The 23,531-nt window shown below is 70.4% G+C and carries 20 protein-coding genes; 13 read left to right on the top strand and 7 right to left on the bottom strand.

Features of this window, described 5'->3' with window-relative positions; translation table 11 throughout:
* Positions 1 to 34 precede the first annotated feature (34 nt).
* The 10 genes from ATL40_RS00150 (at position 35) to ATL40_RS00105 (ending at position 14,877) form a co-directional block, all read left to right on the top strand.
* The gene (locus tag ATL40_RS00150; RefSeq protein ID WP_211283036.1) at positions 35 to 1,579 is read left to right on the top strand and encodes a sugar ABC transporter ATP-binding protein; all 1,545 of its coding nucleotides are present in this window, start codon (positions 35 to 37) and stop codon (positions 1,577 to 1,579) included.
* On the top strand, positions 1,576 to 2,616 hold the full coding sequence (locus ATL40_RS00145) for an ABC transporter permease (RefSeq protein WP_098467754.1): 1,041 nt from the start codon (positions 1,576 to 1,578) through the stop codon (positions 2,614 to 2,616). Before ATL40_RS00150 ends, ATL40_RS00145 begins: the two co-directional genes overlap by 4 nt.
* A gap of 153 nt (positions 2,617 to 2,769) precedes the next feature.
* Positions 2,770 to 3,846, top strand: coding sequence for a substrate-binding domain-containing protein (locus tag ATL40_RS00140; protein ID WP_098467753.1), 1,077 nt, complete (start codon positions 2,770 to 2,772; stop codon positions 3,844 to 3,846).
* A 118-nt stretch (positions 3,847 to 3,964) separates the two neighbouring features.
* Positions 3,965 to 5,188, top strand: a complete 1,224-nt coding sequence (locus tag ATL40_RS00135; protein WP_098467752.1) for a Gfo/Idh/MocA family protein — start codon at positions 3,965 to 3,967, stop codon at positions 5,186 to 5,188.
* Between the two features lie 98 nt (positions 5,189 to 5,286).
* Positions 5,287 to 10,830: a ThuA domain-containing protein gene (locus ATL40_RS00130; RefSeq protein ID WP_245866522.1), complete on the top strand. Its 5,544-nt coding sequence runs from the start codon at positions 5,287 to 5,289 to the stop codon at positions 10,828 to 10,830.
* A 199-nt stretch (positions 10,831 to 11,029) separates the two neighbouring features.
* Positions 11,030 to 11,713 carry a hypothetical protein gene (locus ATL40_RS00125; RefSeq protein ID WP_098467751.1) on the top strand — a complete coding sequence of 228 codons (684 nt, stop codon included), beginning with the start codon at positions 11,030 to 11,032 and terminating at the stop codon, positions 11,711 to 11,713.
* 42 nt (positions 11,714 to 11,755) lie between these two features.
* Positions 11,756 to 12,754, top strand: a complete 999-nt coding sequence (locus tag ATL40_RS00120; RefSeq protein WP_098467750.1) for a sugar phosphate isomerase/epimerase family protein — start codon at positions 11,756 to 11,758, stop codon at positions 12,752 to 12,754.
* Between the two features lie 54 nt (positions 12,755 to 12,808).
* Positions 12,809 to 13,411, top strand: coding sequence for a hypothetical protein (locus ATL40_RS00115; protein ID WP_098467749.1), 603 nt, complete (start codon positions 12,809 to 12,811; stop codon positions 13,409 to 13,411).
* 69 nt (positions 13,412 to 13,480) lie between these two features.
* Positions 13,481 to 14,536 (top strand): hypothetical protein, encoded by a 1,056-nt coding sequence (locus tag ATL40_RS00110; RefSeq protein WP_098467748.1) that lies wholly within the window; start codon positions 13,481 to 13,483, stop codon positions 14,534 to 14,536.
* Positions 14,533 to 14,877: an LPXTG cell wall anchor domain-containing protein gene (locus ATL40_RS00105; protein WP_143556807.1), complete on the top strand. Its 345-nt coding sequence runs from the start codon at positions 14,533 to 14,535 to the stop codon at positions 14,875 to 14,877. The genes ATL40_RS00110 and ATL40_RS00105 overlap by 4 nt, the downstream gene beginning before the upstream one ends.
* Before the next feature lie 18 nt (positions 14,878 to 14,895).
* Here the strand turns inward: ATL40_RS00105 and ATL40_RS00100 are convergent, their stop codons facing one another.
* The 4 genes from ATL40_RS00100 to ATL40_RS00085 all read right to left on the bottom strand — a co-directional run bounded on the left by ATL40_RS00100 (position 14,896) and on the right by ATL40_RS00085 (position 18,092).
* The gene (locus ATL40_RS00100; protein ID WP_098467746.1) at positions 14,896 to 15,624 is read right to left on the bottom strand and encodes an ABC transporter permease; all 729 of its coding nucleotides are present in this window, start codon (positions 15,622 to 15,624) and stop codon (positions 14,896 to 14,898) included.
* Positions 15,621 to 16,406 carry an ABC transporter ATP-binding protein gene (locus ATL40_RS00095; protein WP_098467745.1) on the bottom strand — a complete coding sequence of 262 codons (786 nt, stop codon included), beginning with the start codon at positions 16,404 to 16,406 and terminating at the stop codon, positions 15,621 to 15,623. The genes ATL40_RS00100 and ATL40_RS00095 overlap by 4 nt, the downstream gene beginning before the upstream one ends.
* A gap of 46 nt (positions 16,407 to 16,452) precedes the next feature.
* Positions 16,453 to 17,055 (bottom strand): TetR/AcrR family transcriptional regulator, encoded by a 603-nt coding sequence (locus tag ATL40_RS00090; RefSeq protein WP_098467744.1) that lies wholly within the window; start codon positions 17,053 to 17,055, stop codon positions 16,453 to 16,455.
* A gap of 173 nt (positions 17,056 to 17,228) precedes the next feature.
* Positions 17,229 to 18,092 carry an ArgP/LysG family DNA-binding transcriptional regulator gene (locus tag ATL40_RS00085; RefSeq protein WP_098467743.1) on the bottom strand — a complete coding sequence of 288 codons (864 nt, stop codon included), beginning with the start codon at positions 18,090 to 18,092 and terminating at the stop codon, positions 17,229 to 17,231.
* 85 nt (positions 18,093 to 18,177) lie between these two features.
* Here ATL40_RS00085 and ATL40_RS00080 point away from each other — a divergent pair, with 85 nt between their 5' ends.
* The 3 genes from ATL40_RS00080 (at position 18,178) to ATL40_RS00070 (ending at position 20,635) form a co-directional block, all read left to right on the top strand.
* Complete coding sequence (locus ATL40_RS00080) at positions 18,178 to 18,834, top strand: LysE/ArgO family amino acid transporter (protein WP_098467742.1); 657 nt, start codon at positions 18,178 to 18,180, stop codon at positions 18,832 to 18,834.
* Between the two features lie 82 nt (positions 18,835 to 18,916).
* Positions 18,917 to 19,324 (top strand): DUF1801 domain-containing protein, encoded by a 408-nt coding sequence (locus ATL40_RS00075; protein WP_098467741.1) that lies wholly within the window; start codon positions 18,917 to 18,919, stop codon positions 19,322 to 19,324.
* Between the two features lie 171 nt (positions 19,325 to 19,495).
* Positions 19,496 to 20,635, top strand: a complete 1,140-nt coding sequence (locus ATL40_RS00070) for a glycerol dehydrogenase (protein WP_098467740.1) — start codon at positions 19,496 to 19,498, stop codon at positions 20,633 to 20,635.
* Between the two features lie 109 nt (positions 20,636 to 20,744).
* Here the strand turns inward: ATL40_RS00070 and ATL40_RS00065 are convergent, their stop codons facing one another.
* The 3 genes from ATL40_RS00065 to ATL40_RS00055 are packed head-to-tail and all read right to left on the bottom strand — an operon-like array spanning position 20,745 to position 23,520.
* Positions 20,745 to 21,746, bottom strand: a complete 1,002-nt coding sequence (locus ATL40_RS00065; RefSeq protein WP_098467739.1) for a glycoside hydrolase family 68 protein — start codon at positions 21,744 to 21,746, stop codon at positions 20,745 to 20,747.
* Entirely contained in the window at positions 21,743 to 22,675 is a 933-nt protein-coding gene (locus ATL40_RS00060) for a carbohydrate ABC transporter permease (RefSeq protein WP_098467738.1), read from the bottom strand. Before ATL40_RS00060 ends, ATL40_RS00065 begins: the two co-directional genes overlap by 4 nt.
* Before the next feature lie 2 nt (positions 22,676 to 22,677).
* A complete protein-coding gene (locus ATL40_RS00055; RefSeq protein ID WP_211283035.1) occupies positions 22,678 to 23,520 on the bottom strand; it encodes a carbohydrate ABC transporter permease in 843 nt (280 codons plus the stop codon).
* Positions 23,521 to 23,531: the final 11 nt, after the last annotated feature.

Genomic DNA, 23,531 nt, shown 5'->3' with positions numbered 1-23,531 from the left:
TGACGGTCAACAGAAGTCTGCCTATGGTCATCACATGGTCAGTGCAGACCCACCACAACCGCCCCTGCTGCAGATGCGCGGCATCGTCAAGACCTTCCCGGGAGCCCGTGCCCTGGACGGCGTGGACCTCGAGGTGCGCGCCGGCGAGGTGCATTGCCTCCTCGGGCAGAACGGTGCCGGCAAGTCCACCCTCATCAAGGTGCTCTCCGGCGCGTACCAGCCGAACGAGGGCGAGATCCTCGTCAACGGCGAACGCGTCGTCATCCACAACCCGGTGGCGGCCCTCGCCCACGGGGTCGCCACGATGTACCAGGAACTCGACGTGGTCGACGGCCTGAGCATCGCCGAGAACGTCTACCTCGGTCACGAGCTCGCCCGCGGCGGCTTCACCCAGCGCCGCGAACTCACCCGCCGCACCCGGGAGATCCTGCACCGACTCGGGCACGGTGAGCTCTCCCCGCACCGCGAGGTCGCCACTCTGCCCGCGGCCGGGAAGCAGATCGTCTCGATGGCCCGCGCCCTCTCCCACGAGGCCAAGGTCATCGTGATGGACGAGCCCTCGGCCGTGCTGGACTCCGGTGAGGTGGAGAACCTCTTCCGGGTGGTCCGCGAGCTCACCGCCCAGGGCGTGGCCGTGGTCTACATCTCCCACCGCATGGAGGAGATCCGGGAGATCGGCGATCGCATCACGGTCCTGAAGGACGGCGCCAGCGTCGGGGAGAACCTCGACGTCGCCTCCACACCCACCGCCGACCTCATCCGCCTGATGACCGGACGCAGCCTCACGGCCGGGTCCTTCCCCCAGCGCCCGGGCGTCCCCGAGAACGCCGAGACGGTCCTGCGGGTCACCGACGTCCAGGTGCCCGGGCTGCTGCACGACATCAACCTGAGCGTGCGCGCCGGGGAGGTCGTGGGCCTGGCAGGCCTGGTCGGATCCGGGCGCTCGGAGATCCTGGAGACCATCTACGGGGCGCGGCGAGCGTCGTCCGGCACCGTGGAGATCGCCGGGACCCGGCTGCGCCCCGGGTCCGTGCCGCAGGCCGTGGCCGCCGGCGTGGGCCTGTGCCCCGAGGAGCGCAAGTTCCAGGGCCTCCTGCTGGACGAGGCCGTGTTCCGCAACATCACGCTGGCCAGCTTCGCCCGCATGGGCAACAGCGGGTTCCTCAACGAACGCGCCGAGCGTGAGGTCTCCCAGGAGAAGGCGCAGGCCCTGGACCTGCGGCCGACCGGCATCGAGCGGGCCATCCGCACCCTCTCGGGCGGCAACCAGCAGAAGGCACTACTGGCCCGCTGGCTGGTACATGGCTGCCGGCTCCTGCTCCTGGACGAGCCCAGCCGCGGCGTCGATGTGGGCGCCCGCGCCGAGATCTACGCCCTGGTGAAGGAGCTCACCGATGCGGGCGTGGCCGTCCTGGTGGTCTCCAGCGAGATCGAGGAGGTCATCGGGCTGTCCGACCGGGTGCTCGTGGTCAACGAGGGCCGGATCGTGCACGAGGCCCCCGCCGATCAGATCACCGAGCACCGGGTCCTGGACCTGGTCATGGAGCAGTCCCACAACACGGAAGGAAGTGCCGCATGAGCGGGTCAACGAAGACCTCCGAGACCAAGGAGGTGACACACGGATCGGCCTCCGGCGGTGCCCGCCCGAGCTTCCTCTCGGGCGCGGCCGGGCGCAACGCGGGCCTGGTGCTCGCGCTGATCGCGCTGACCCTGGTCGGCTGGATCACCGCCGGGGACAGTTTCCTCAACGGCGACAACTTCATGACGATCCTTCGCCTGGCCGCCGTGATCGGCGTGCTGAGCATCGGCATGACGTTCGTCATCACCGGAGGCGGCATCGACCTGTCCGTGGGGTCGGTCATGGGCCTGGCCACCGTCTGGGCCTCCACCCTGGCCACCCAGACCATGGCCGAGAACACCCACTGGATCGTCATGGTCTTCACCGCGCTGGCGGTGGGCACGGTCTGCGGCCTGATCAACGGTCTGCTCATCGCCTACGGCAAGGTCGTCGCCTTCATCGCCACCCTGGCCATGATGGTCTCCGCCCGGGGCCTGGCCGAGATGATCTCCAACCGCCAGACCCAGATCGTGGACGTGGACTCCTTCCTGGACTTCTTCCGCGCCGAACCCCTGGGGGTGCCCGTCCTGGTCATCATGTTCGCCGTGGTCGCCGTGCTCGGGTGGATCCTGCTCAACCGCACCACCTTCGGCCGCCGCACCATCGCCGTCGGGGGGAACGCCGAGGCCGCCCGTCTCGCGGGCATCAAGGTGAACCGGCACACGATGATGCTCTACGGGCTGGCGGGTTTCACCGCCGGGATCGCCGCGATCATGATGCTCGCGCGCACCACGGCCGGCACCTCCACCCACGGCATGCTCTACGAGCTCGACGCAATCGCGGCCGTGGTCGTCGGCGGCACCCTGCTGGCGGGCGGGCGCGGCACGATCGTGGGCACCGTGTTCGGCGTCCTGATCTTCACGATGCTGAGCAACGTCTTCACCCAGAACAACATGTCGATCTCGGCGCAGGCCGTGGCCAAGGGCATCATCATCGTCGCCGCCGTCCTCCTACAGCAGCGCTTCGCCGAGCGCGGCCTAGCCAAGGGCGGTGGATGAATCCTCAACCACAGCGCCCACACTCGCCCTGCGCACGCTGACGTGCGCCGACCCTGACCACACAACCGACGCACCACCACCCACGGGTGGCCTCGCGCGCCCTGACGCGCCCGCGGCCGCTCCGACGCCCCGACACGAATCAAAGGAGATCTCATGTTCACCTCCCGCCTGAAGCCCGTCGCCTCCGTCGCCGCCATGGCCGCCGCCTCCGCGCTGGTGCTGGCGTCCTGCACCTCCAACGAGGCCGCACCCGCCGAGACCGAGTCGCAGGAGTCCTCCGAGTCCGGCGACGGCGGCTCCACCGAGGCCACCGGCTCCTCCAACGACGCCGAGGGTGACAAGGTCGTCATCGGCTTCTCCGCTCCCGCCGCCGACCACGGCTGGATGGGCGCCATCACGAAGAACGCCATCGCGATGGCCGACTCCTACCCGGACGTGGAGCTGCGGCAGGCCGAGGCCACCAACGACGTCAACCTGCAGATCAGCCAGATCGAGCAGTTCATCAACGAGGGCGTGGACGCCATCGTGCTGCTGCCCTTCGACGGGGCGGCGCTGACCGAGGTCGCGATCGACGCGATGGAGGCCGGCATCCCGGTGGTGAACGTGGACCGGGAGTTCTCCAGCCCGTTCGCCTCCCGCACCACGATCCTCGGCGACAACTACGGCATGGGGGTCTCGGCCGGGACCTACATCTGCGAGCAGCTCGGGGACAACCCGGATGCGGTGGTCGCCGAGATCGCCGGTATCGACTCCCTGCCCCTGACCCAGGACCGCAGCCAGGGCTTCGCCGACGCGCTGAGCGACTGCGGCCTGGACGTGGACGCCCGCGTGGCAGCCGACTTCACCGTCCAGGGCGGGGAGACCGCCACCTCCAACCTCCTGCAGTCCGAGTCGCAGATCGACGCCATCTGGAACCACGACGACGACCAGGGCATCGGCGTCATGGCCGCCATCGAGAACGCCGGCCGGGATGAGTTCTTCATGGTCGGCGGCGCCGGTTCGCGCAACGTGATGGAGGACATTCAGGCGGGCGACACGGTGCTGCAGGCCACGGTCGTCTACCCCTCCACTCAGGCCGCCGACGGCATCCAGCTGGCGCGCCTGATCGTGCAGGGCAAGTCCCTCAGCGACATCGAGACCTACGGCGTGCCGCGCGAGATCCAGCTGTTCGCCCCGGTCGTGACCGCGGAGAACGTCGAGGAGTACCTGCCCACCTCCTTCGACTCCTGATCACCCCGTGGGCCGCGGGTGCGAACCCCGCGGCCCACGAGGTCCCCACCCCGGGGCCGTGTCCGACGCTCCGGCCGCACCGTCGGACACGGCCCTCCTCTCACCAAAGGACTCCACGATGACTTACGCACGCCTCGGTGTCGGGATGGTCGGCTACTCCTTCATGGGCGCCGTCCACGCACACGCCTGGAACACCGCCCCCCGCTTCTTCACCCTCCCGCTGCACCCCGAGCTCACGCTCCTGGCCGGTCGCAACGCCGAGGCCGTCACCGCGGCGGCCGCGCGGTTCGGCTTCGCCGAGACCACCACCGACTGGCGCACCATGCTCACCCGCGACGACGTGGACCTGGTCGACGTCTGCACACCAGGGGACACCCACGCGGAGATCGCCATCGCGGCCCTGGAGGCCGGCAAGCACGTGCTGTGCGAGAAGCCGCTGGCCAACTCCGTGGCCGAGGCCGAGGCCATGGCCGCCGCCGCCGCGAGCGCCGCCGAGCACGGCGTGCGCGCGATGGTCGGCTTCACCTACCGCCGGGTGCCCGCCATCCAGCTCGCGCGCCAGCTCGTGGCCGAGGGCGCCCTCGGGCAGATCCGCCACGTGCGCGCCGACTACCTGCAGGACTGGCTGAGCGACCCGAGCGCCCCCCTGAGCTGGCGTCTGGACAAGTCCAAGGCCGGCTCCGGCGCGCTGGGGGACATCGGCGCGCACGTGATCGACCTGGCGCAGTTCATCACCGGGGAGCAGATCACCGCCGTCACCGGGATGCTGGACACCTTCGTGGCCGAGCGCCCCATCGCCGCCTCCGCCGCCGGCCTGTCCGCCACCGCCGGGGAGGGGATGGGGCCGGTCACCGTGGACGACTCCGCCGCCTTCCTCGCGCGATTGTCCGGCGGCGGGAACGGCGTGTTCACCGCCACCCGGTTCGCCCAGGGCCGCAAGAACGCGATCCGCATCGAGATCAACGGCTCGCGCGGCTCCCTCGCCTTCGACTTCGAGGACATGAACGTGCTGCACGTCTACGACGCCGAGGAGGTCGCCGAGCGCGCGGGCTTCCGGCGGATCGTCGTGACCGAACCGGGGCACCCGTTCGTGGCCGCCTGGTGGCCCCCCGGCCACGGGCTGGGCTACGAGCACGGCTTCACCCACCAGGCCGTCGACCTCGTCACGGCACTGGCCGAGGGGTCCCAGCCCACGCCGTCGTTCGCCGACGGCCTCGCTGTCCAGCGGGTGCTCGACGCCGTCGAGCGCAGCGCTGCGACCGGCACCTGGCTCGCCGTGTCCGGCACCGGCCAGGCCGCCACCGACCCGTCCACCCGGAAGGAGGTGCACAGCCCGGCCTGAGGGCCGCGGCCGTACGCCATCGCCGTCGGGTTCGGGCCAACGCGACGCGGTGCGGGAGCGACAGATCAGCACTCGCTATCAGATCAAAGGAGCCTCTGGTGCAGAACGTGCTCTTGAGCAGACCATCCGCCGTGCGGCGGACGGTCGCGGCTCTCGCCGCCACAACCATCGCGATACCGCTCGCGTTCGCCATGGCCGCGCCGGCCATGGCCGAACCCGAATCCGACGACAGCGCCCTCCCTGCCCCCGCCGCGGAGGCGGAGGAGGAGACCGCCGACTTCGACGTCCTCGTCTTCTCCAAGACCGCCGGCTTCCGGCACGGCTCGATCCCCGCCGGCATCGCCGCGATCGAGCAGCTCGGCGAGGAGAACAACTTCTCGGTCACCGCCACTGAGGACGCCACCCAGTTCACCGAGGAGAACCTCGCCCAGTACGAGGCAGTGGTGTTCCTGTCCACCACGGGTGACGTGCTGAACGGCGACCAGCAGGACGCGTTCGAGTCCTACATCCAGAACGGCGGCGGCTACGCGGGCATCCACGCCGCCTCCGACACCGAGTACGACTGGCCGTGGTACGGCGAGCTCGTGGGCGCCTACTTCGCCAACCACCCGGCGCAGCAGACCGCCACCGTGATCGTGGAGGACCACGCCCACGACTCCACCGACCACCTGGACGAGGAATGGGTCCGCTTCGACGAGTGGTACAACTTCCGCGAGTCGCCTCGCACGGACGTGCACGTCCTGGCGAGCCTGGATGAGACCACCTACAACGCCGGCGGCGGCGCCATGGGTCACGACCACCCGATCGCCTGGTGTCACCCGTTCGACGGGGGCCGTTCCTGGTACACCGGCGGCGGTCACACCGATGCCTCGTTCGAGGAGCCGGAGTTCCTGGAGCACCTGCTCGGCGGGATCCAGACCGCGGCGGGCGCCGTGGACAGTGACTGCTCCGCCACCCAGAGCGACAGCTTCGAGAAGGTCTCCCTGGACGACGCGACCTCCAACCCGATGGCGCTGGACGTGGCCGACGACGGCACCGTCTACTACATCGAGCGTGACGGTCGGGTGCGCGAGATCGACCCCGAGACCTCCATCACCTCCACGGTGCTGGACCTGGACGTCACCCAGGGCAACGAGGACGGGCTCCTGGGCATCGTCCTGGACCCGGCCTTCGAGTCCAACGGGTGGGTCTTCCTGTACTGGTCCCCGGAGGACGTCGGTGAGGTGGGACCGCACAACGTGCTGACCCGCTTCACCTACGACTTCGACCTCGGGTACATCCCCGAGGAGACCGGCGTGACGATCCTGGAGGTCCCCACGCAGCGTGAGACGTGCTGCCACGCCGGTGGCGACATGCTCTTCGACGAGGACGGGAACCTGATCCTGGCCACGGGTGACAACACCAACCCGTTCCAGTCCAACGGCTTCACCCCGATCGACGAGCAGGCCGGCCGGAAGAACTTCGACGCCCAGCGCACCTCCGGCAACACCAATGACCTGCGCGGCAAGGTGCTGCGCATCACCCCGCTGGAGGAGGGCGGCTACACGATCCCGGAGGGGAACCTGTTCGCTCCCGAGACCGCGTTGACCAAGCCCGAGATCTACGCGATGGGCTTCCGCAACCCGTTCCGCATCGACCTCGACCACGAGTCCGGCAACATCCTCGTGGCCGACTACGGACCCGACAACCGCAACGGCGCCGCCAACCGCGGGCCCGCTGGGACCGTGGAGTGGAACGTGGTGGCCGAACCCGGCAACTACGGGTGGCCGTACTGCACCGGACCGAACGATGCCTACAACGACTACGACTTCGCCACCGGCCAGTCCGGTGAGAAGTTCGACTGCGAGAACGGTCCGCTGAACGACTCCCCGAACAACACCGGCCTGGAGCAGCTCCCGCCGGCGATCGAGGCGGAGATCTACTACACCTCCAACAACTCCCCGGTGGCGCCCGCCATCGGTGGCGGCGGCGCACCGATGGCCGGCCCGACCTACTCCTACGACCCCGAGCTGGACTCGGACGTGAAGTGGCCGGAGTACTGGGACGGCAAGGCGCTCATGGCCGAGTGGAACCACGGCACCATGTTCTCGGTGCAGCTCGGCCAGGAGGACCGCGAGGAGGTCCTCCAGGTCAACCGGGTCCTCCCGGGGATCCTGGACCCGGAGCACGGCTTCAACCGGGCGATGGACTTCAGTTTCGGGCCCGACGGAGCGCTCTACGTGATCGACTGGGGCGCCGGATTCGGTGGGAACAACGCCACCTCCGAGGTCTTCAAGATCAACTACGTCAAGGGCAACCCCGCGCCGCTGGCACGGGCCGAGGCGGACGTCACCTCCGGGCCGGCGCCGCTGACCGTGCAGTTCTCCTCCGAGGGCACGCGGCACCCGGCGGGTGACCCGATCAGCCTGCAGTGGACCTTCGGCGACGGCTCCGAACCCACCGACGACCCGAACCCGACCCACACCTACACCGAGGAGGGCGTGTACACCGCGCAGCTCGTGGTGACCGACGACGACGGTGACACCGGCGTGGCCAACCTGACGATCGTCGTCGGGAACGAGGCACCGACGATCTCCATCACCTTCCCGGAGAACGGTGGATTCTTCGACTTCGGGGACCAGGTGGCCTACGAGATCGCCGTCGACGACCCCGACGGGGAGGTCGACTGCTCCGACGTGCAGCTGTTCACCTCGCTGGGTCACGACTCCCACGCCCACCCCTTCGAGGAGCTCTTCGGCTGCTCCGGCATGCTGCAGACCGCCCGCGACGAGGGTCACGGGATCTCCGAGAACATCTTCTGGGTGGTCGAGGCGACCTACACCGATGACGGCGGGAGCGTGGGATCGCCCCTGAGCGCCAACGACCTGCAGGTGCTGCAGCCCAAGACGCTGCAGGCGGAGTTCTTCACCTCCACCGGGCGCCTGGAGGGCTCGGAGTCGACCGGCACCCCCGGCGTGCAGACCGAACCCACCGAGGACGAGGCCGGTGGCGGTCTGAACATCGGGTGGACCGAAGCCGACGACTGGTGGGCCTTCGAGCCGATCAGCCTGACCAACGTCGACGGGATCGCGCTGCGCGTCTCGGCGCCGAAGGCCGGCACCGTCTCGGTGCGCTGGGACGACCCCGAGGGTCCGGAGCTCGCGAGCATCCCGGTTCCCAACACGGGCGGCTGGCAGAACTGGGTCACCACCGATGTGGTCCCGCTGAGTGAGAACCCCGGCGGCTCCGGCACGCTGTACTTCGTCAGCTCTGGCAGCACGAACGTCAACTGGGCGGAGTTCGACGGTCGAGGTGTCACCGAGAACGAGCGCCCGGAGGTCGACCTCACCGTCGCCCAGACCGAGCTCACCGCGCCGGGGACCGTGAATGCCTCGGTGTCCGCGACCGACCCGGACGGTGAGGTCTCCGACCTCACCTACGCGTGGGACGCGGGTCTCGGTGACGGCTTCCAGGAAGGTGGGGAGACGTTCTCCTTCACCTACGACGAGCCGGGCGAGTACCGGCTGCAGGTGCGGGTCACGGACGGCGGCGGTGCGTACACCGACGTCTACCAGACCATCACGGTGACCACCGAGACGGCCGTGCTGCCGATGTGCTTCGACGGGCGCAGCGACGACTTCCTCGGCGACGAGCTCGACGAGGATCGCTGGACCGACGTGGTGCGTCGCGACCAGAACCTGCGGGTGGAGGACAGCGCGCTGATCATCCCGACGAGCAAGGCCGACATCCACGCCGGGAACACGGGCGTGACCAACATCGTGCTGCAGGAGTTGCCGGAGGGTGACTTCACGGTCACCACGAAGGTGGACATCGACGCAGTCGAGCGCTGGCAGCAGGCAGGGATCGTGCTCTACGAGGACGATGACAACTACGCCAAGTTGATGGTCGCGGGTCGCACCGTGACCCCCGACTCCTCCCAGCGCGTGGTCCAGCTCCTCACCGAGAAGGACGGCTCGCCCTCCGAGACGAACACTCCGGCCCTCGGTCAGGGCGTGCCCACCACGCTGTACCTGCGCCTGACCAACGCCGGCGGCACCCTCACCGGCGCCTGGTCAACTGACGGCGCTGCGTTCACCACGCTGCCCGAGACGCGTTCGCTGGACGGCCTGGAGAACCTGCGGGTGGGCCTGGCGGCATGGGCGAACGACACCCTGCCGACCGAGCCCATCGATGCTCGCTTCGACTGGTTCCACATCACCCCGGACGACACAGCCGGAGCCGCTGGCCCCGACGACGAGTTCGATGGTGCGGAGATCAACACGTGCCAGTGGAGCATCGTGCGGCCCGACGCCGAGGGCCTTCGCCTGGCCGACGGCTGGCTGGAGATCGACACCTCGCCGTACGACATCGCTCAGGGGAACAACACCCCCGTGAGCAACATCGTGCTGCAGGACCAGCCGGGTGAGGACTGGACGATCGAGACCCTCGTGGACGGCTCGGAGTTCGACCAGGGCTACGAGCAGGGCGGCCTGATCGTCTACGTGGACGACGACACCTACCTCAAGCTCGACTACATCTCCGACAGCGCGACCTCGTCGCGCCTGGAGTTCCGAGGAGAGTCCGGTGGGTCGTTGCTCAACCCGCGTCCGCAGCTCGCGGGTGTCACCGAGGACGTGTGGCACCTGCGGATCGCCAAGGAGGGGACGGCCTACACGGCGTCCTACTCCACCGACGGTGAGACGTGGGAGTCTTTCGCGCCGATCACCCACACCGGGCTCGGTGAGGCCAAGGTGGGGCTCTTCGCCCTCGGTGCTCGCGACGGCGCCGACGCCACGGCACGCTTCGACTACTTCCGGGTGGTCGAGGACGGCGAGCCGCTGACGGTATCGGCCACCCTGAACCCGGCCGAGCCGAACGGCCCCGACGGCAGCTACATCGGTGCCGTGGAGGTCTCCGTGGAGACCGCGGGCGGCCCGGCAGGTGAGCTGGTGTACCGCGAGGTCAACGTGGACGGCGAAGGATGGCAGGAGTACACCTCGCCGATCAGCATCGACGAGGTGGGCGAGCACACGGTCGCCTTCCGTGCCTCGGCCGGGGCGGAGAACGTGGACGGCGAGACCGTCACGTTCACCATCGTGGAGGCCACGGTGGCCTCGGCACCCCAGGTGAGCGTCGTGCAGGCCCGGTGCACCTACCAGGGTCTGACCATCTCCCAGGTCCCCGGTTCCATCACCGGGGTCGAGGGCGAGGGCATCGCCGAGTACGTCGTCACCGCCGAGGGGATGAGCGACATCGACCCGATGGCGCTCGAGCCCGGCACCTACACGGTGACGGCGACCCCGGCGGCGGGCTACGTGCTCGAGGCCGCGGGTGCGTGGACCGCTGCGGCGGGCGGCGCCCTGGAACGGGAGGTCGTCATCGACGCCTACCCGTGTCAGATCGCGGCACCGGCGCTGACGGTCACCCACGCGTGCGGCGAGGTCGGCGGCAGCATCGTCGGCGACGACGTCGAGGGGGTGGACCGGTACGAGGTCCGCTCGGGCAGCAGGGTGGTGGACGGTGGCGACCTGGCCGTCGGCACCTACACCGTGCGCGCCTACCCCTCCGCGGGAACCGTGCTGACCATCCCCGAGGGCTGGTCGCCGATCTTCCGTGGCGGTATTCAGCGCAGCGTCACCATCGAGGAGGTGACCTGCGACTGACCTGAACCCCGTGGGGGCCGCAGCCGCGGCCCCCACGGGCCCCGCCGGCGCCCGACGCGTCGGCTCCGGCCCGGGAGCCCCGCGAGGACCCGGGCCCGGCGGGAAGTCCGGCCCACCCGGGCCGGCAACCCCGACGTGGAGCGCGACACGCTCCGGCTCCACGTCGGGGTCCACTCTCAACGATGAGGTGAGAACGTCCATGACGCACATCAAGGCGGCGACCAGTCGGATGCGGCTGGTCCTGGCCACGCTGCTCGCCGGGTTGCTGACCGCCGCGGTCCTGACGGGCCCGGCGGCATCCGCGCACGGCGGCGACCTGCGGGTCGACGTCGGCACGGACGGCGCCGGCGGGATCGACGCCCTGATCTTCTGGGCGAACGACGACCACCCAGTGGAGGAGAGCGTGGCCATCACGGTCACCGCCACCTCCGAGGCCGGTGAGGAGATCGGCCCGGTGACCCTACGGTCCTCCCCGCAGGGCGTCGGCTGGTACGTCTCCGAATCCGGTTTGCTCGGGGAGGGTCACTGGTCCCTCACCACCGTGATCACCGAGCCCGCCGAGTACGAGGGCACGGTGGAACTCGACATCGCGGCCCCCGTTGCGCCGCCCGCCGCTGAGGACACCGCCGGTGGCGAGGACGCCGAGGCCGCAGCCGAGGACGAGGCGGCCGGGAACGAGACGGCCGACGGTGAGGAGCCGGCAGCCGACGGGAACGGGGCAGCCGACGGTGAGCAGTCGGAGGCCTCCGCGGACGACGACGCGGTCTCCGCCACCGAGGCGGACGGCGGGATCTCCCCGGTCGTCTGGGTCCTCATCGTGGCCGCCCTGGTGGTGGCCGCCATCGCCGTCGTCATCGCCCGTCGGCGCGCCCGCCAGTCCTAGAGCCGCCACAGACCACAGACCACGTAAGGAAAGGAACACATCATGACCCGACCGATCTCCCTCTTCACCGGACAGTGGGCCGACCTGCCGCTGGAGGAGGTGGCATCGCTCGCCTCCGGGTGGGGGTACGACGGCCTGGAGCTGGCGTGCTGGGGTGACCACCTCGACGTCAGCCGCTGGGACGACGCCGAGTACGTGGCCGGACGCCAGGAGCTCATGGCCCGGCACGGGCTGAAGATCGTGGCGATCTCCAACCACCTCACCGGTCAGGCCGTCTGCGACGACCCGATCGACCGCCGTCACCAGGAGATCCTCTCCCCCGCGGTGTGGGGGGACGGCGACCCCGAGGGCGTGCGTCAGCGCGCCGCCGAGGCGATCAAGGACACCGCCCGGATGGCCGCGAAGCTCGGCGTCGAGACGGTGGTCGGTTTCACCGGCTCGAGCATCTGGAAGGTGCTGGCCATGTTCCCGCCCGTCCCGGCGGACATGATCGAGGACGGCTACGCCGACTTCGCGAACCGGTGGAACCCGATCATGGACGTCTTCGACGCCGAGGGTGTGCGGTTCGCGCTCGAGGTGCACCCCAGCGAGATCGCCTACGACTACTGGAGCGCCAAGCGGGTCATGGAGATCATGGCCGACCGGCCGAACTTCGGGCTCAACTGGGACCCGAGCCACATGGTCTGGCAGGACATCGACCCGGTCGGTTTCCTCTGGGACTTCGCCGACCGGATCTACCACGTGCACGCCAAGGACACCAAGCGTCGCCTCAACGGTCGCAACGGGCGGCTCGGCTCCCACCTGGCATGGGCCGACCCGCGCCGCGGCTGGGACTTCATCTCCACCGGTCACGGGGACGTGCCCTGGGAGGACGCCTTCCGGATGCTCAACGCGATCGGCTACTCCGGGCCGGTCTCGGTGGAGTGGGAGGACGCCGGCATGGACCGGCTCGTCGGGGCCCCCGAGGCACTGGCCTTCGTCCGCAAGAGCATGTTCGACGCCCCGGATGCCGCCTTCGATGCCGCGTTCTCCAGCAAGTAGCACCACGGCACCATCCATCCACCACGCAGTACCCATCACGTGAGGAATCAACCCATGGCAAAGACGCTACGTACCCTCGCCGCCGGGAGCGGCGCCGTCCTGCTCCTCGGAGTCGGCTCGATGGCCCTGGCCGATACCGAGCACGACACCTCCGGGGTCGATGTCACGGTCGGCATCACCCCGATCGAGGAGCCCGGCGTGCTCGCGATGAGCGTGGCCGCCGACTCGGTGGCCCTGACCGAGAACGGCTCCGACGCCACCGCGCGCGTGTTCACCGGCGAACTGCCGACCGTCACCGTGACCGACACCCGCAGCGCCGACGAGATCGACCCGACCGTCTCCTGGTTCGTGATGGGGTCCTCCTCGGACTTCACCACCGGCGGCGGCGACACCATCTCCGCGGACAACCTCGGCTGGACCCCGCGGATGGTGGACGCCGGTGACCTCGGCGCGGTGATCGAGGGTGACCCGGTGGACCCGGCCCTGGACGGCGGGCCGGGCCTGACCGACGAGGTGCTGCTCACCGGTGCCTGGCAGTCGGCCGCCGTCGCGGAGGAGGGTCAGTGGTCCGCCACCGCCGACCTGACGCTGAAGACCGAGACCACCGTCGCGCCCGGGGACTACTCCTCGGTCATGACGCTCTCGCTCTTCGAGTGACCGATCGCCGGGTGGGGGCACCGGTCGGCGCCCCCACCCGGCCTCCCCGCCCCTGACCACGGAGTACCCATGCCACGCGTCACCGCGATCACCGCGGGCCTCGCCCCCCTCACCCTGATCACTGCCCTGGCGGCCGCCCTGGTCGCGGCGCCGGCCGCAGCCTCCGGGCAGGAGGCCCCCACGATCACCTGGGCGGTGGATCCCGCCACCGCCGAGGGGCCCGACGACCGCAGTTGGATCGAGCAGGAAATGGACCCGGGCGAGAGCGTCCAGGAGTACCTCGCGGTGCGCAATCTCTCCGCGGTGGACGCCACGTTCGCCCTGGAGGGCGCGGACGCCTACTTCACCGACGCCGGCTATTTCACGATGCTGCCCGCGGACCACGACTCCACCGGCGCGGGCACCTGGATCGACATCCCCGAGTCGGTGGACGTGGCCAGCGGCGAGACCGCGATCGTCCCGTTCACCGTCACCGTGCCGGAGAACGCCACCCCGGGGGACCACGCCGCGGGGGTCGCGGCCTCCCTCGCCTACCTCGGCGCCGACGCCGAGGGGCAGTCCGTGCGCGTGGACTCCCGGGTCGGGTTCCGCGTCCTCACCCGCGTGACCGGCGAGATCGTCCCGGCCCTCACCGCGCCGGGCCTGAGTGCCACCTACGACACCGAGTGGAACCCGCTGCGACCCGGCGCGCTCGACGTGACCGTCACCCTGGCCAACGCGGGGAATGTGGCCCTCGACGTCGCCGGTGAGGCGAGCGCGGGTGGCGCGAGCGCCCCGCTGGGGTTCACCGACGGCGCCGAGCGGATCGAGCTGCTGCCGGGCGACAGTCAGGTCGTCACCGCCCGCCTCCAGGGGGTGTGGCCGCTCGGCCCGCTCACCACCGAGGTCACCCTGGAGGGCTCCGCCGACGAGGTGACTCCGGTCATCGTCTCCTCCGCCACGACCACCTGGGCGCTGCCCCTGCCGCAACTGTTCACGCTCGCCGGCATCGCCCTGATCGTGCTGGCCCTGGTCGACTCGGGCCGTCGGCGACGGCGGCGGCTACGCGCGATGCTGGCGGAGGCGCGTGCACAGGGACGCGCCGAGGGTGGGGCACCCGATCCGGCCGAGGCGGCTGCCCGATGAGGCGCCCCCGCCCGCTGATGGCGTCGCTCACGCTGCTTGCCCTGCTCACCGCCGGACCGGCGAGCATCGCCGCATCGCAGCCCGTCGAGGACGGGCAGGTGGCGGTCGATGTGGCGATCGTGCCGACTCCCACGCCGTTGCCGACCGATCCGCCGACCGATCCGCCGGCCGAGCATCCGCCGACACCGACCGGGAGCGCGTCCCCGACGCCCGCTCCCACCCCACCCGGGCAACTGCCCGGGACCGGGGTGAGCGACGCCGTCGTGGCCCTCGCCGTGGCCGGAGGGCTGCTCGGGACCGGAGCGGTCCTGATGCGGCGACGCCGGCTGGAGCGCGAGTAGGAGTGGCTCAGGTGGGGCTCAGGGGGTGCGGCGCCGCAGGGTGACCGCGCCGCCGATCATCGCGATCGCCAGCCAGAGCAGCATCACCACCACGGCCCCGGCGATGTCCGACCACGGCAGCCCCTGGGCGATGTCCTGCATCGCCTCGACCGCGTAGGTCAGGGGCAGCACCCGCGAGATCCACTCCAGCACCTGCGGCATCTGGTCTCGCGGCATCAGCAGTCCGCAGACGATGAGCTGGGGGAAGATGAAGACCGGCATGAGTTGCACGGCCTGGAACTCGGTGCGCGCCAGGGAGGATCCCGCCAGGCCCAGGCAGCAGCCGAGCAGGGCGTTGAGCACGGCCACGAGGATCAGCAGGCCGATCGATCCCTTGACGTCCATCCCGACCAGCAGCGTGAATCCGACCACCACGGCGGCCTGCAGGATCGCGAGCGCCCCGAACGCCAACGCGTAGCCGACCACGAAGTCGCCGCGCCCGAGCGGGGTGGTCATCAGCCGCTCGAGGGTGCCCGAGGAGCGCTCGCGCAGCGTGGCCACGCTGGTGACCAGGAACATGACGATGAGCGGGAAGATCCCCACGAGGACGGGACCGAACTGGTCCAGCACCGGGGTGCCGTCGAACATCCAGGCGATGAGGCCCAGGATCACGCACGGCAGCACCACCACGATGGCGATCGTGCGCTTGTCGGCGAGGAGTTGGCGCCCCACCCGCGCGGTGGTGGCCAGCAGCAGTCCGGCGTTCATGCGTCCGTCCCCTTCCCCGTGGTGGGCGATTCCGCCCGGTCGATGAGCGCGAGGAACGCCGACTCGGCGTCGGCGGCGCCGGTGCTCGCGAGGAGCTCGGCGGGGGTGGTGTGGGTGAGGACCGCGCCGCGGCGCAGCAACACGAGGCGGTCGCACTGGGTGGCCTCGTCCATCACGTGGGAGGAGACCAGCAGCGTGGTCCCGGCGTCGCGCAGATCGCGGAACATGCTCCACAGGTCCCGGCGCAGCACGGGATCCAGGCCCACGGTGGGCTCGTCGAGCACGAGGAGCGCGGGCCGGCTGATCAGGGCGGCGGCGAGGGAGACCCGGTTGGCCTGACCACCGGAGAGGGCACCGACGGCGTTGCTCGCGTGATCGGTGAGCCCGACGGCGTCGATCACCTCGGTCACGCGGCTCGCCGGGGCCCCGTACAGGGCGGCGAAGTACTGCAGGTTGGCGCGGACGGACAGGTCGGCGTAGGTGGAGGCGGACTGCGTGGCATAGCCGACCTCGCGGCGCAGCGCGGGGGTACCGGCGGGCCTGCCGAGCACCTCCAGGGTGCCGGTGACATGGTCCTGCACCCCCACGATCGCGCGCATCAGGGTGGACTTGCCGGAGCCGGAGGGGCCGAGCAGCCCGGTGATGCGGCCGGACTCCATGGTCAGGGTCAGGCCGGCGATCACCTGGCGCTTCCCGCGGCGCACCACGAGATCCGCGATGCGGACCGCGGGGGTCTCGGAGGTGGGCGGTGCGGCGTGCCGCCCGGCCTGGTTTTTCACCATGCGAGGAATTATGCGCCTCGCGCGGCGCCGACGGCAAGGGGGGCGCCTACAGCGGGTCCTCCAGGGCGCGCTGGATCGCGTCCCCCACGGTGGCCACCAGCACCTCCAGCGGGAGGGATGCGGTGGGCTCGATCCGGAACACGTGGCGCATCAGGAGGGTGCCGCCGAGGAGGTTCAGCACGAGGACGAAGCGCCGCGGATCGGGATCCGGAACGAGGTCGGAGACGGTGGGGATCACCGAGCGCTCCAGGATCGGGGCGAGCACGTCGTGCATGTCCGTGGAGCTCAGGCCGGCCACGAGGATCCGGAACCGGGCGGGGCCTCCCTCCTCGTCCCAGGCCCCGAGCACGGTCTCCGCGATGCGTCGACCCAGACCGGTGAGCCCGGGCGCGGACAGGATCCGGATCTGCTCGGCGGGGTTGAGTTCGCGGGGGATCACGCTGGCGGCCACGAGTTCCTCGCGATTGGCGAACCAGTGCCGCACCGTTCCGGGATCCACGCCCGCGCGGCGCGCGATCGAACGCATCGAGGCACCGTCCACGCCCTTCTCGGCGAACTCCTCCCGGGCGGCCCGCAGCACGGCGCCGCGGGTGTCCTGGCCCGCCGGGCGTCGTCCGGGCCCGCGGGGTTCGCTGGCGTCCCTACTCACCCCCCGAGCCTAGATCCCCCAGCGCGAGAGGACTCCGAAGGTGCCGCGGGGTCCTCTCGCGCGAAGAAAGGACCTGCAGAACCTGCTCGCGGTACCTGCAGAACCACCTCGCGGCGCCCGCAGAACCACCTCGTGGTACCTGCAGAACCACCTCGCGAAGGCTGGGGGCGCCGTCAGAGGGGACGCAGGGCGCGGGCCGCCGCAGCACGCAGCGCCTGCGCGGCCTCCTCCAGAGCCGCGGGCGCGGTGCGCCACTGCTGCCAGTGCAGCACCACGTCCACCCCGTCCAGCCCGCGCACGGGTTCCACCGCACCCGGCGGCCAATCGGCCAGCTGGACCTGCGGCACCATCCCCCACCCGAGGCCCATCCGCACGGCCTCGGCGTACTGGGTGGAGGCCGGCACGTAGTGCCGCGGTGGCGTCAGCGAGGCGACCCCCGCGGCCGCGAGGGCCTCGTCCTGGAGGCGATCATCGCCGTCGTACACCACCACGGGGAGCGACCCGAGATCGGCGAACCCACGCGCCAGCAACGAGGGCGCGGCGACCGGCAGGTACCGCATCGCCCCGAGCACCTCGGCGCGGCAGCCCTGCACCGCCCGCGCCTCACTGGTGATCGCGGCCATCACCGCCCCCTCGCGCAGCAGCGCCGCCGTGGTGTCCTGGTCACCCCGCACGAGTTCCAGCCGCATCCGCGGCGCGAGGGGCGCCAACGCCGGCAGCACCCAGGTGGCGAGCGAGTCCGCGTTGACGCCGATCCGCACCACCGGCAGTTCGGCGCCCGGGCCGGAGAGGTCCGCATCGGCCTCGCGCGCCAGCGCGGTCATCTGGCGCGCCAGCAGCAGCACCCGCTCCCCCGCGGGCGTGGCCCGCACCGGCCGCCTGCGCTGCAGCAGCACGGCGCCGACGGCGTGCTCCAGGGCACGGATGCGCTGGCTGACGGCGCTGGGGGTCAGATGCAGCGACGCCGCCGCGGCCTCGAGGCTCCCGCGCTCGACGACCTCGGCGAACGTGCGCAACTGGGCGAGGTCCCACTCCATGCCGCCACCCTAGATGAAGCGTTCCTTCAGATCCCGCAGAATCCTTCGCTGGACTGCACTGGGCGGTGCCCGTAGCGTCGAGGCCATGGTCACCACCGCCCTCGCCGGGCTCGGCTTCGGACTCGGCCTCATCGTCGCCATCGGCGCGCAGAACGCCTTCGTCCTGCGCCAGGGGCTGCGCCGGGAGCACGTGGGCGTGGTCATCGCGATCTGCGCGCTCAGCGACCTGGTGCTCATCGGCGTCGGGACCGCGGGGGTCGGCGGTTTCATCTCCTCCCACCCCGTGCTGCTGCGGCTCGTGACGCTCGCCGGGGCGGCCGTGCTGCTGGGGTACGCCGTGCTCGCGGCCCGCCGCGCGTGGCGGCCGGAGGCCCTGGAGGTGACCGAGTCGGGTGCCTGCGACGTCCCGGCGGACGGTGGACCCCGCGCGGGTGTCGCCGTGGCGACCAAGCCCGTGACCGCCGTGGCGCTGACCGCCCTCGCCCTGACCTGGCTCAACCCGCACGTCTACCTCGACACGGTGGTGCTGCTCGGCTCGGTCTCCGCGAGCTACGCCCAGCCGTGGGTGTTCGCCGGCGGCGCCATGGCCGGGAGCATCCTGTGGTTCAGCGCCCTCGGCCTGGGCGCCCGGGCGCTGGCACCGGTGTTCCAGCGCCCGACGGCGTGGCGCGTCTTCGACTCGATCATCGCCCTGGTCATGGCGACCCTGGCGATCCGGCTCCTGCTGGACCTGGCCGGCTGACGCAGGCCGACAGGCCCCGCGTGGTGTGCACGTCCGCGCGGGCACCTGCCGCGATGTCGGACCGCCGTGCCACAGTGAGCAGATGGCCATCAAGACGCAAGCCAACGACGGCGACATCGAGGAGTTCCTCGCGGGGGTGAAGAACCAGCGGCGCGTGGCCGATGCCCGCACCGTGATGGCGATCTTCGAGGAGATCACCGGCACCGCACCGCGAATGTGGGGTCCCAGCATCATCGGGTACGGCAGCCAGCCCTACACCAATACCACCGGCACCCACGAGTGGTTCGTCATGGGCCTGTCGCCGCGGGCCGCGGCACTGACGATCTACGGGCTGTGGGACGACTACCACCCCGACCCGCGGTTCGAGGACCTCGGCCCGCACACCGTGGGCAAGGGGTGCCTCTACATCAAACGGGTCGAGGAGATCGACCTGGAGCTGCTGCGGACTCTCGCGACGGAGGCGTGGCAACGCTCCGGCGCGGGGGATTGACGAGCCGCGGGTCCCGGCACGTCCCGCACGTGCGTGCGGCGCCAGGGCCGCGACCCTGCACGTCGGTGCAGATCGGTGCCAGAGGCCGTTGCGCGGGACCTTCGGCCCCCCGTCAGCAGCAGCGCGAGGGGCACGGTGGGAGGAAAGGAGCCCCCCGACGAAGGAGTCACGATGTCCTCCCACCTGATGTCCCTGATCGCTCCGGCCCGCTACGTGCAGGGGCGCGATGCGATCGCCAGCCTCGGCGACTACGTGAAGCAGATCGGCGAGCGCCCGCTCGTGCTGGTCGACGACGTGGTGTGGGGTTTCGTCGGTGACGCACTGACCTCCTCCTTCCAGGCCGCGGGGCTGCCCACCGAGAGGATGACGTTCGCGGGCTACTGCACCGCCGAGCAGATCGACCGGATCGCCGAGCGGGTCCGCGCCACCGGGAGCGACGTGCTCGTGGGAGTCGGCGGCGGCTCGGCGATCGACGCCGCGAAGGCCGCCGGGCACATCGCTGGGATCCGCTGGGCCTCGGTGCCCACGGTCGCCTCCACCGATGCCCCGTGCTCCGCGCTGTCCGTGGTCTACACGGCCGAGGGCGCCTTCGAGGAGTACCGCTTCTTCCCCCACAACCCCGACCTCGTGCTGGTGGACTCCCAGATCGTGGCCAACGCCCCGGTGCGGATGCTCGTGGGTGGCCTCGGTGACGCGCTCGCGACCTGGCAGGAGGCCCGCCTGGTGGCCGAGGCGCGGGCGGCCACGATGGCCGGCGCGCTGCCGACGACCTCGGGCACGGCGCTGGCGAAGCTCTCCTGGGACATGCTGCACGAGAACGCGCTCGCGGCGATCGACGCCGTGCGACACAACATCGTCACCCCCGCCCTGGAGCGGGTGATCGAGGCGAACACGCTGCTCTCGGGCGTCGGTTTCGAGTCCGGCGGTCTCGCGGCGGCGCATGCCATCCACAACGGGCTCACCGCCGCACCCTCCACCCACGGCCTGACCCACGGGGAGAAGGTCAACATCGGCACGCTGACCCAGTTCGTGCTCGAGGGCGCCCCGAGCAGCGAGATCGAGGACTTCATCGTGTTCACCACCAAGGTGGGCCTGCCGAACACGCTGACCGAGATCGGGATCGCCGGCGACGACGTCGCGGGCCTGCGTCAGGTGGCCGAGCTCGCCACCGCGGAGGGCGAGACCATCCACGCGATGCCCTTCGAGGTGCGGGTGCCGGACCTGGTGGACGCGCTGCGTTCCATCGAGCCCCTGGCCACCCGCGTGCGTGCCGAGGCGGGGCTGGCCGCGCCCGCCCCGTTCGGGCACTGACCGCCCGCGACCCCCATCGGCACCGCACCCGCCGGGAGGCTCCCCAGTCGGGGCCTCCCGGCGGTGTCACGTGGCCGTGCGAGCGGCGGGATCCTCGCGGCAGCGCTGCTCAGGTGAGCACAAGCCTCCCGTCGCGCCAGGCGACCGGCATCGGGTCGCTGACGCCACCGACGAACGTGCCGTCGGACCCGTCGTGGCGGAACGCCAGCAGACACCATTGCCCGTCCCGTTGCTGCACGAGCTTGCCGCTGTAGAACTCCATCCCCGTCAGGCGATAGGCCTCGGCGACGCGGAAGGGGCCGAGGGCCGACTCCGCGGGCGCCGCCCACACGCCCCCTTCCTCGCCCTCGCGCGCGCCGGCGAGTTCGGGTGAGGCACAGGAGAAGATCAGCACCGGGCGGCCCTCGATCTCCTCGACCTGGGTGACCTCGAGTTGCCCGAATCCGGAGCCGATCGAGGTCAGTGGCGAGCGCAGCGTCCACGAGCTCAGGTCCGGCGAGGTGGCGTGACCCACGACTCCCCGGTCGCGCGCATCAACTGCCGCTCCTGTCGATGCCGAGCCCGCGGGCACCCCACGCGCCGTGATGAGCATGTGCCAGCCGTCGCCGCCCGGATCGCGCATCACCCACGGGTCACGGAAGGCCTCGTCGTGCCACGCAGCGTCCGTGAGTGTCTCGTACCGTAGGCCACCCTTCTGCGCCACGGGGCTGTGGGCATCCAGCAGTGCGCCGTCGTCCTTGTGCCAGATGACCAGGTCCCGCGAGCGCGCCCGAGCCACACGTTGCACGTTGCGCAGCCTGCCCGCGGGATCCGGCTCGAGTCGCGCCCCGGTGTAGAACAGGTGCCACCCGCCGTCATCGGCCCGCACCACCGATCCCGTCCAGGTCGCGAGTTCGTCCACAGCCGGCGCGTCCGATCGCACGAGCGCGTCCTGCACGCGCTGCCAGGACCGCAAGTCGTCGGAGACGGCGTGCCCGATCGAGGCGCGGTGATGGCGTGCGTCGGGATCGTGCAACGCGCGAGATGCGTAGAGGAAGAACATGTGGTGCTGCTCGCCGTCATCGGCGAACCAGAAGTCCCACACCCAGGAGTCGGCGAGGTCGAAGCTCATCCCTTCACCCCGCTCGCCGCCACGCTCGAGACGAAGGCCCGTTGGAAGGACAGGAAGACGATGAGCACCGGCAGCGTGATCAGTGAGGTGTAGGCCATGACCTCTCCCCAGGCAGTGTTGAGTTGGAAGAAGTACTGCATCCCGACCATCACGGGGCGCAGTTCCTCCTGCTGGACCACCATCAGCGGCCACAGGTACTGGTTCCATGCCGGTAGGAAGGTGAGGATCGCGACCGTGGCGAAGGCGGGACCCGCGAGGGGCGCCACGATCCGTCGGTAGATCGTGAACCAGCCGGCGCCGTCGATCCGCGCCGCCTCGTCCAGCGACTTGGGAATGGTGGAGAAGTACTGGGCGAACAAGAAGATCGAGAACGCGTTGGCGATGAAGGGGATGATCTGCACGTGGTAGGAGTTCAGCCAGCCGAAGTCGTACTTCAAGACCCCGCCCTCCATGACCAAGGTGGGCAACTTCGAGACCCAGAACACCATCGGCACGGCGATGGTCTCGAAGGGCACGATCAGGGTCGCGATGACAACACTGAAGACGAGGTTCCGTCCGCGCCAGCGCATCCGGGAGAGCGCGAAGCCTGCCATGGAGTTCACGATGAGTCCCAGCCCGACGATGGCTACCGTCACGAACACCGAGTTCAGCAGGAACCTCACCACCGGTACCCGCTCGAAGACCCCCGAGTAGTTCTCGAGGCTGATGTCGCCCACCGGCAGGAACGCTGCGACGGAGGAGACGTCCCTGAGGATCTGGGAGTCGGGCTTGAAGCTGGAGACGAACATGAAGACCAGCGGGAAGAGGAAGAAGATCGCGATGCCGCCGAGCGCGACGTAGAGGAACACGGCACGCCGCCGCCGCACGGCCCGTTCACTCCTGGTGGGGCCTGCGGGTGCCCGCGTGGCGGGGGTGGATGCGCTGGTCATGACTAGTCCTTGTCTCGGGTCAGGTACCGCTGCAGGAGCGCGATCAGCAGCACAGCGACGAAGAAGATGAGGGAGAGGGCGGCGCCGTAGCCGGTCTCCTGCTCGCGATAGCCCTTGCGTACCGCGTGGTACACGAGTGAGGTGGTGGAGTTGACCGGACCGCCCTGTGTCATCACGTCGATCTGCACGAAGAGGCCGAGGGCTGCGATCGTGATCGTCACGAGGATGAACACCATGGTGGAACGCAGGCCCGGCCAGGTGACGTTGACGAACTGTTGCCAGGTGCCCGCACCGTCCATCCGGGCGGCCTCGTAGAGCTCCTCGGGGATGGTCTGCAACCCCGAGAGCCAGATCAGCATGTGGAAGCCGACGGCCTGCCAGATCGACAGCACGATGATCGCGCCGAGCGCGGTGGACGGATTCTGCAACCACGCCGTCCCGCTCCACGCGCCGAACGTCAGGGTGTCGATCGCGTTGTTGATGAGGCCGTCGTCCTGGTACATGAACTTCCACAGGATCGAGACCACCACGATGGAGGTCACGACCGGGATGAAGAAGATCACGCGGAAGGCCACGACTCCACGGATCTTCTGGTTGACCAGGATCGCCAGGAACAGCGCGAACCCTGCCTGCACGGGCACGACCACGGCCGCGAAGATCGCGGTGTTGAGTGCAGATCGGGTGAACACCGGGTCCTGGGTGAAGGCTCGGATGAAGTTGTCCAGTCCCACGAACCGCGGCGGGTTCGGGGAGACCAGCCGCGCGTTCGTGAACGAGAGCACGAACGCCAACACCACCGGAACGATCAGGAACAGCACCAGGAGCACCACCGCCGGGGTGGCCATCCCCGCGCCCC

Source organism: Serinibacter salmoneus (assembly GCF_002563925.1).
Taxonomy (GTDB): Bacteria; Actinomycetota; Actinomycetes; order Actinomycetales; family Beutenbergiaceae; genus Serinibacter; species Serinibacter salmoneus.
The sequence above is the reverse complement of the archived record's forward strand: the minus strand, read 5'-3'. Positions and strand labels throughout refer to the sequence as shown.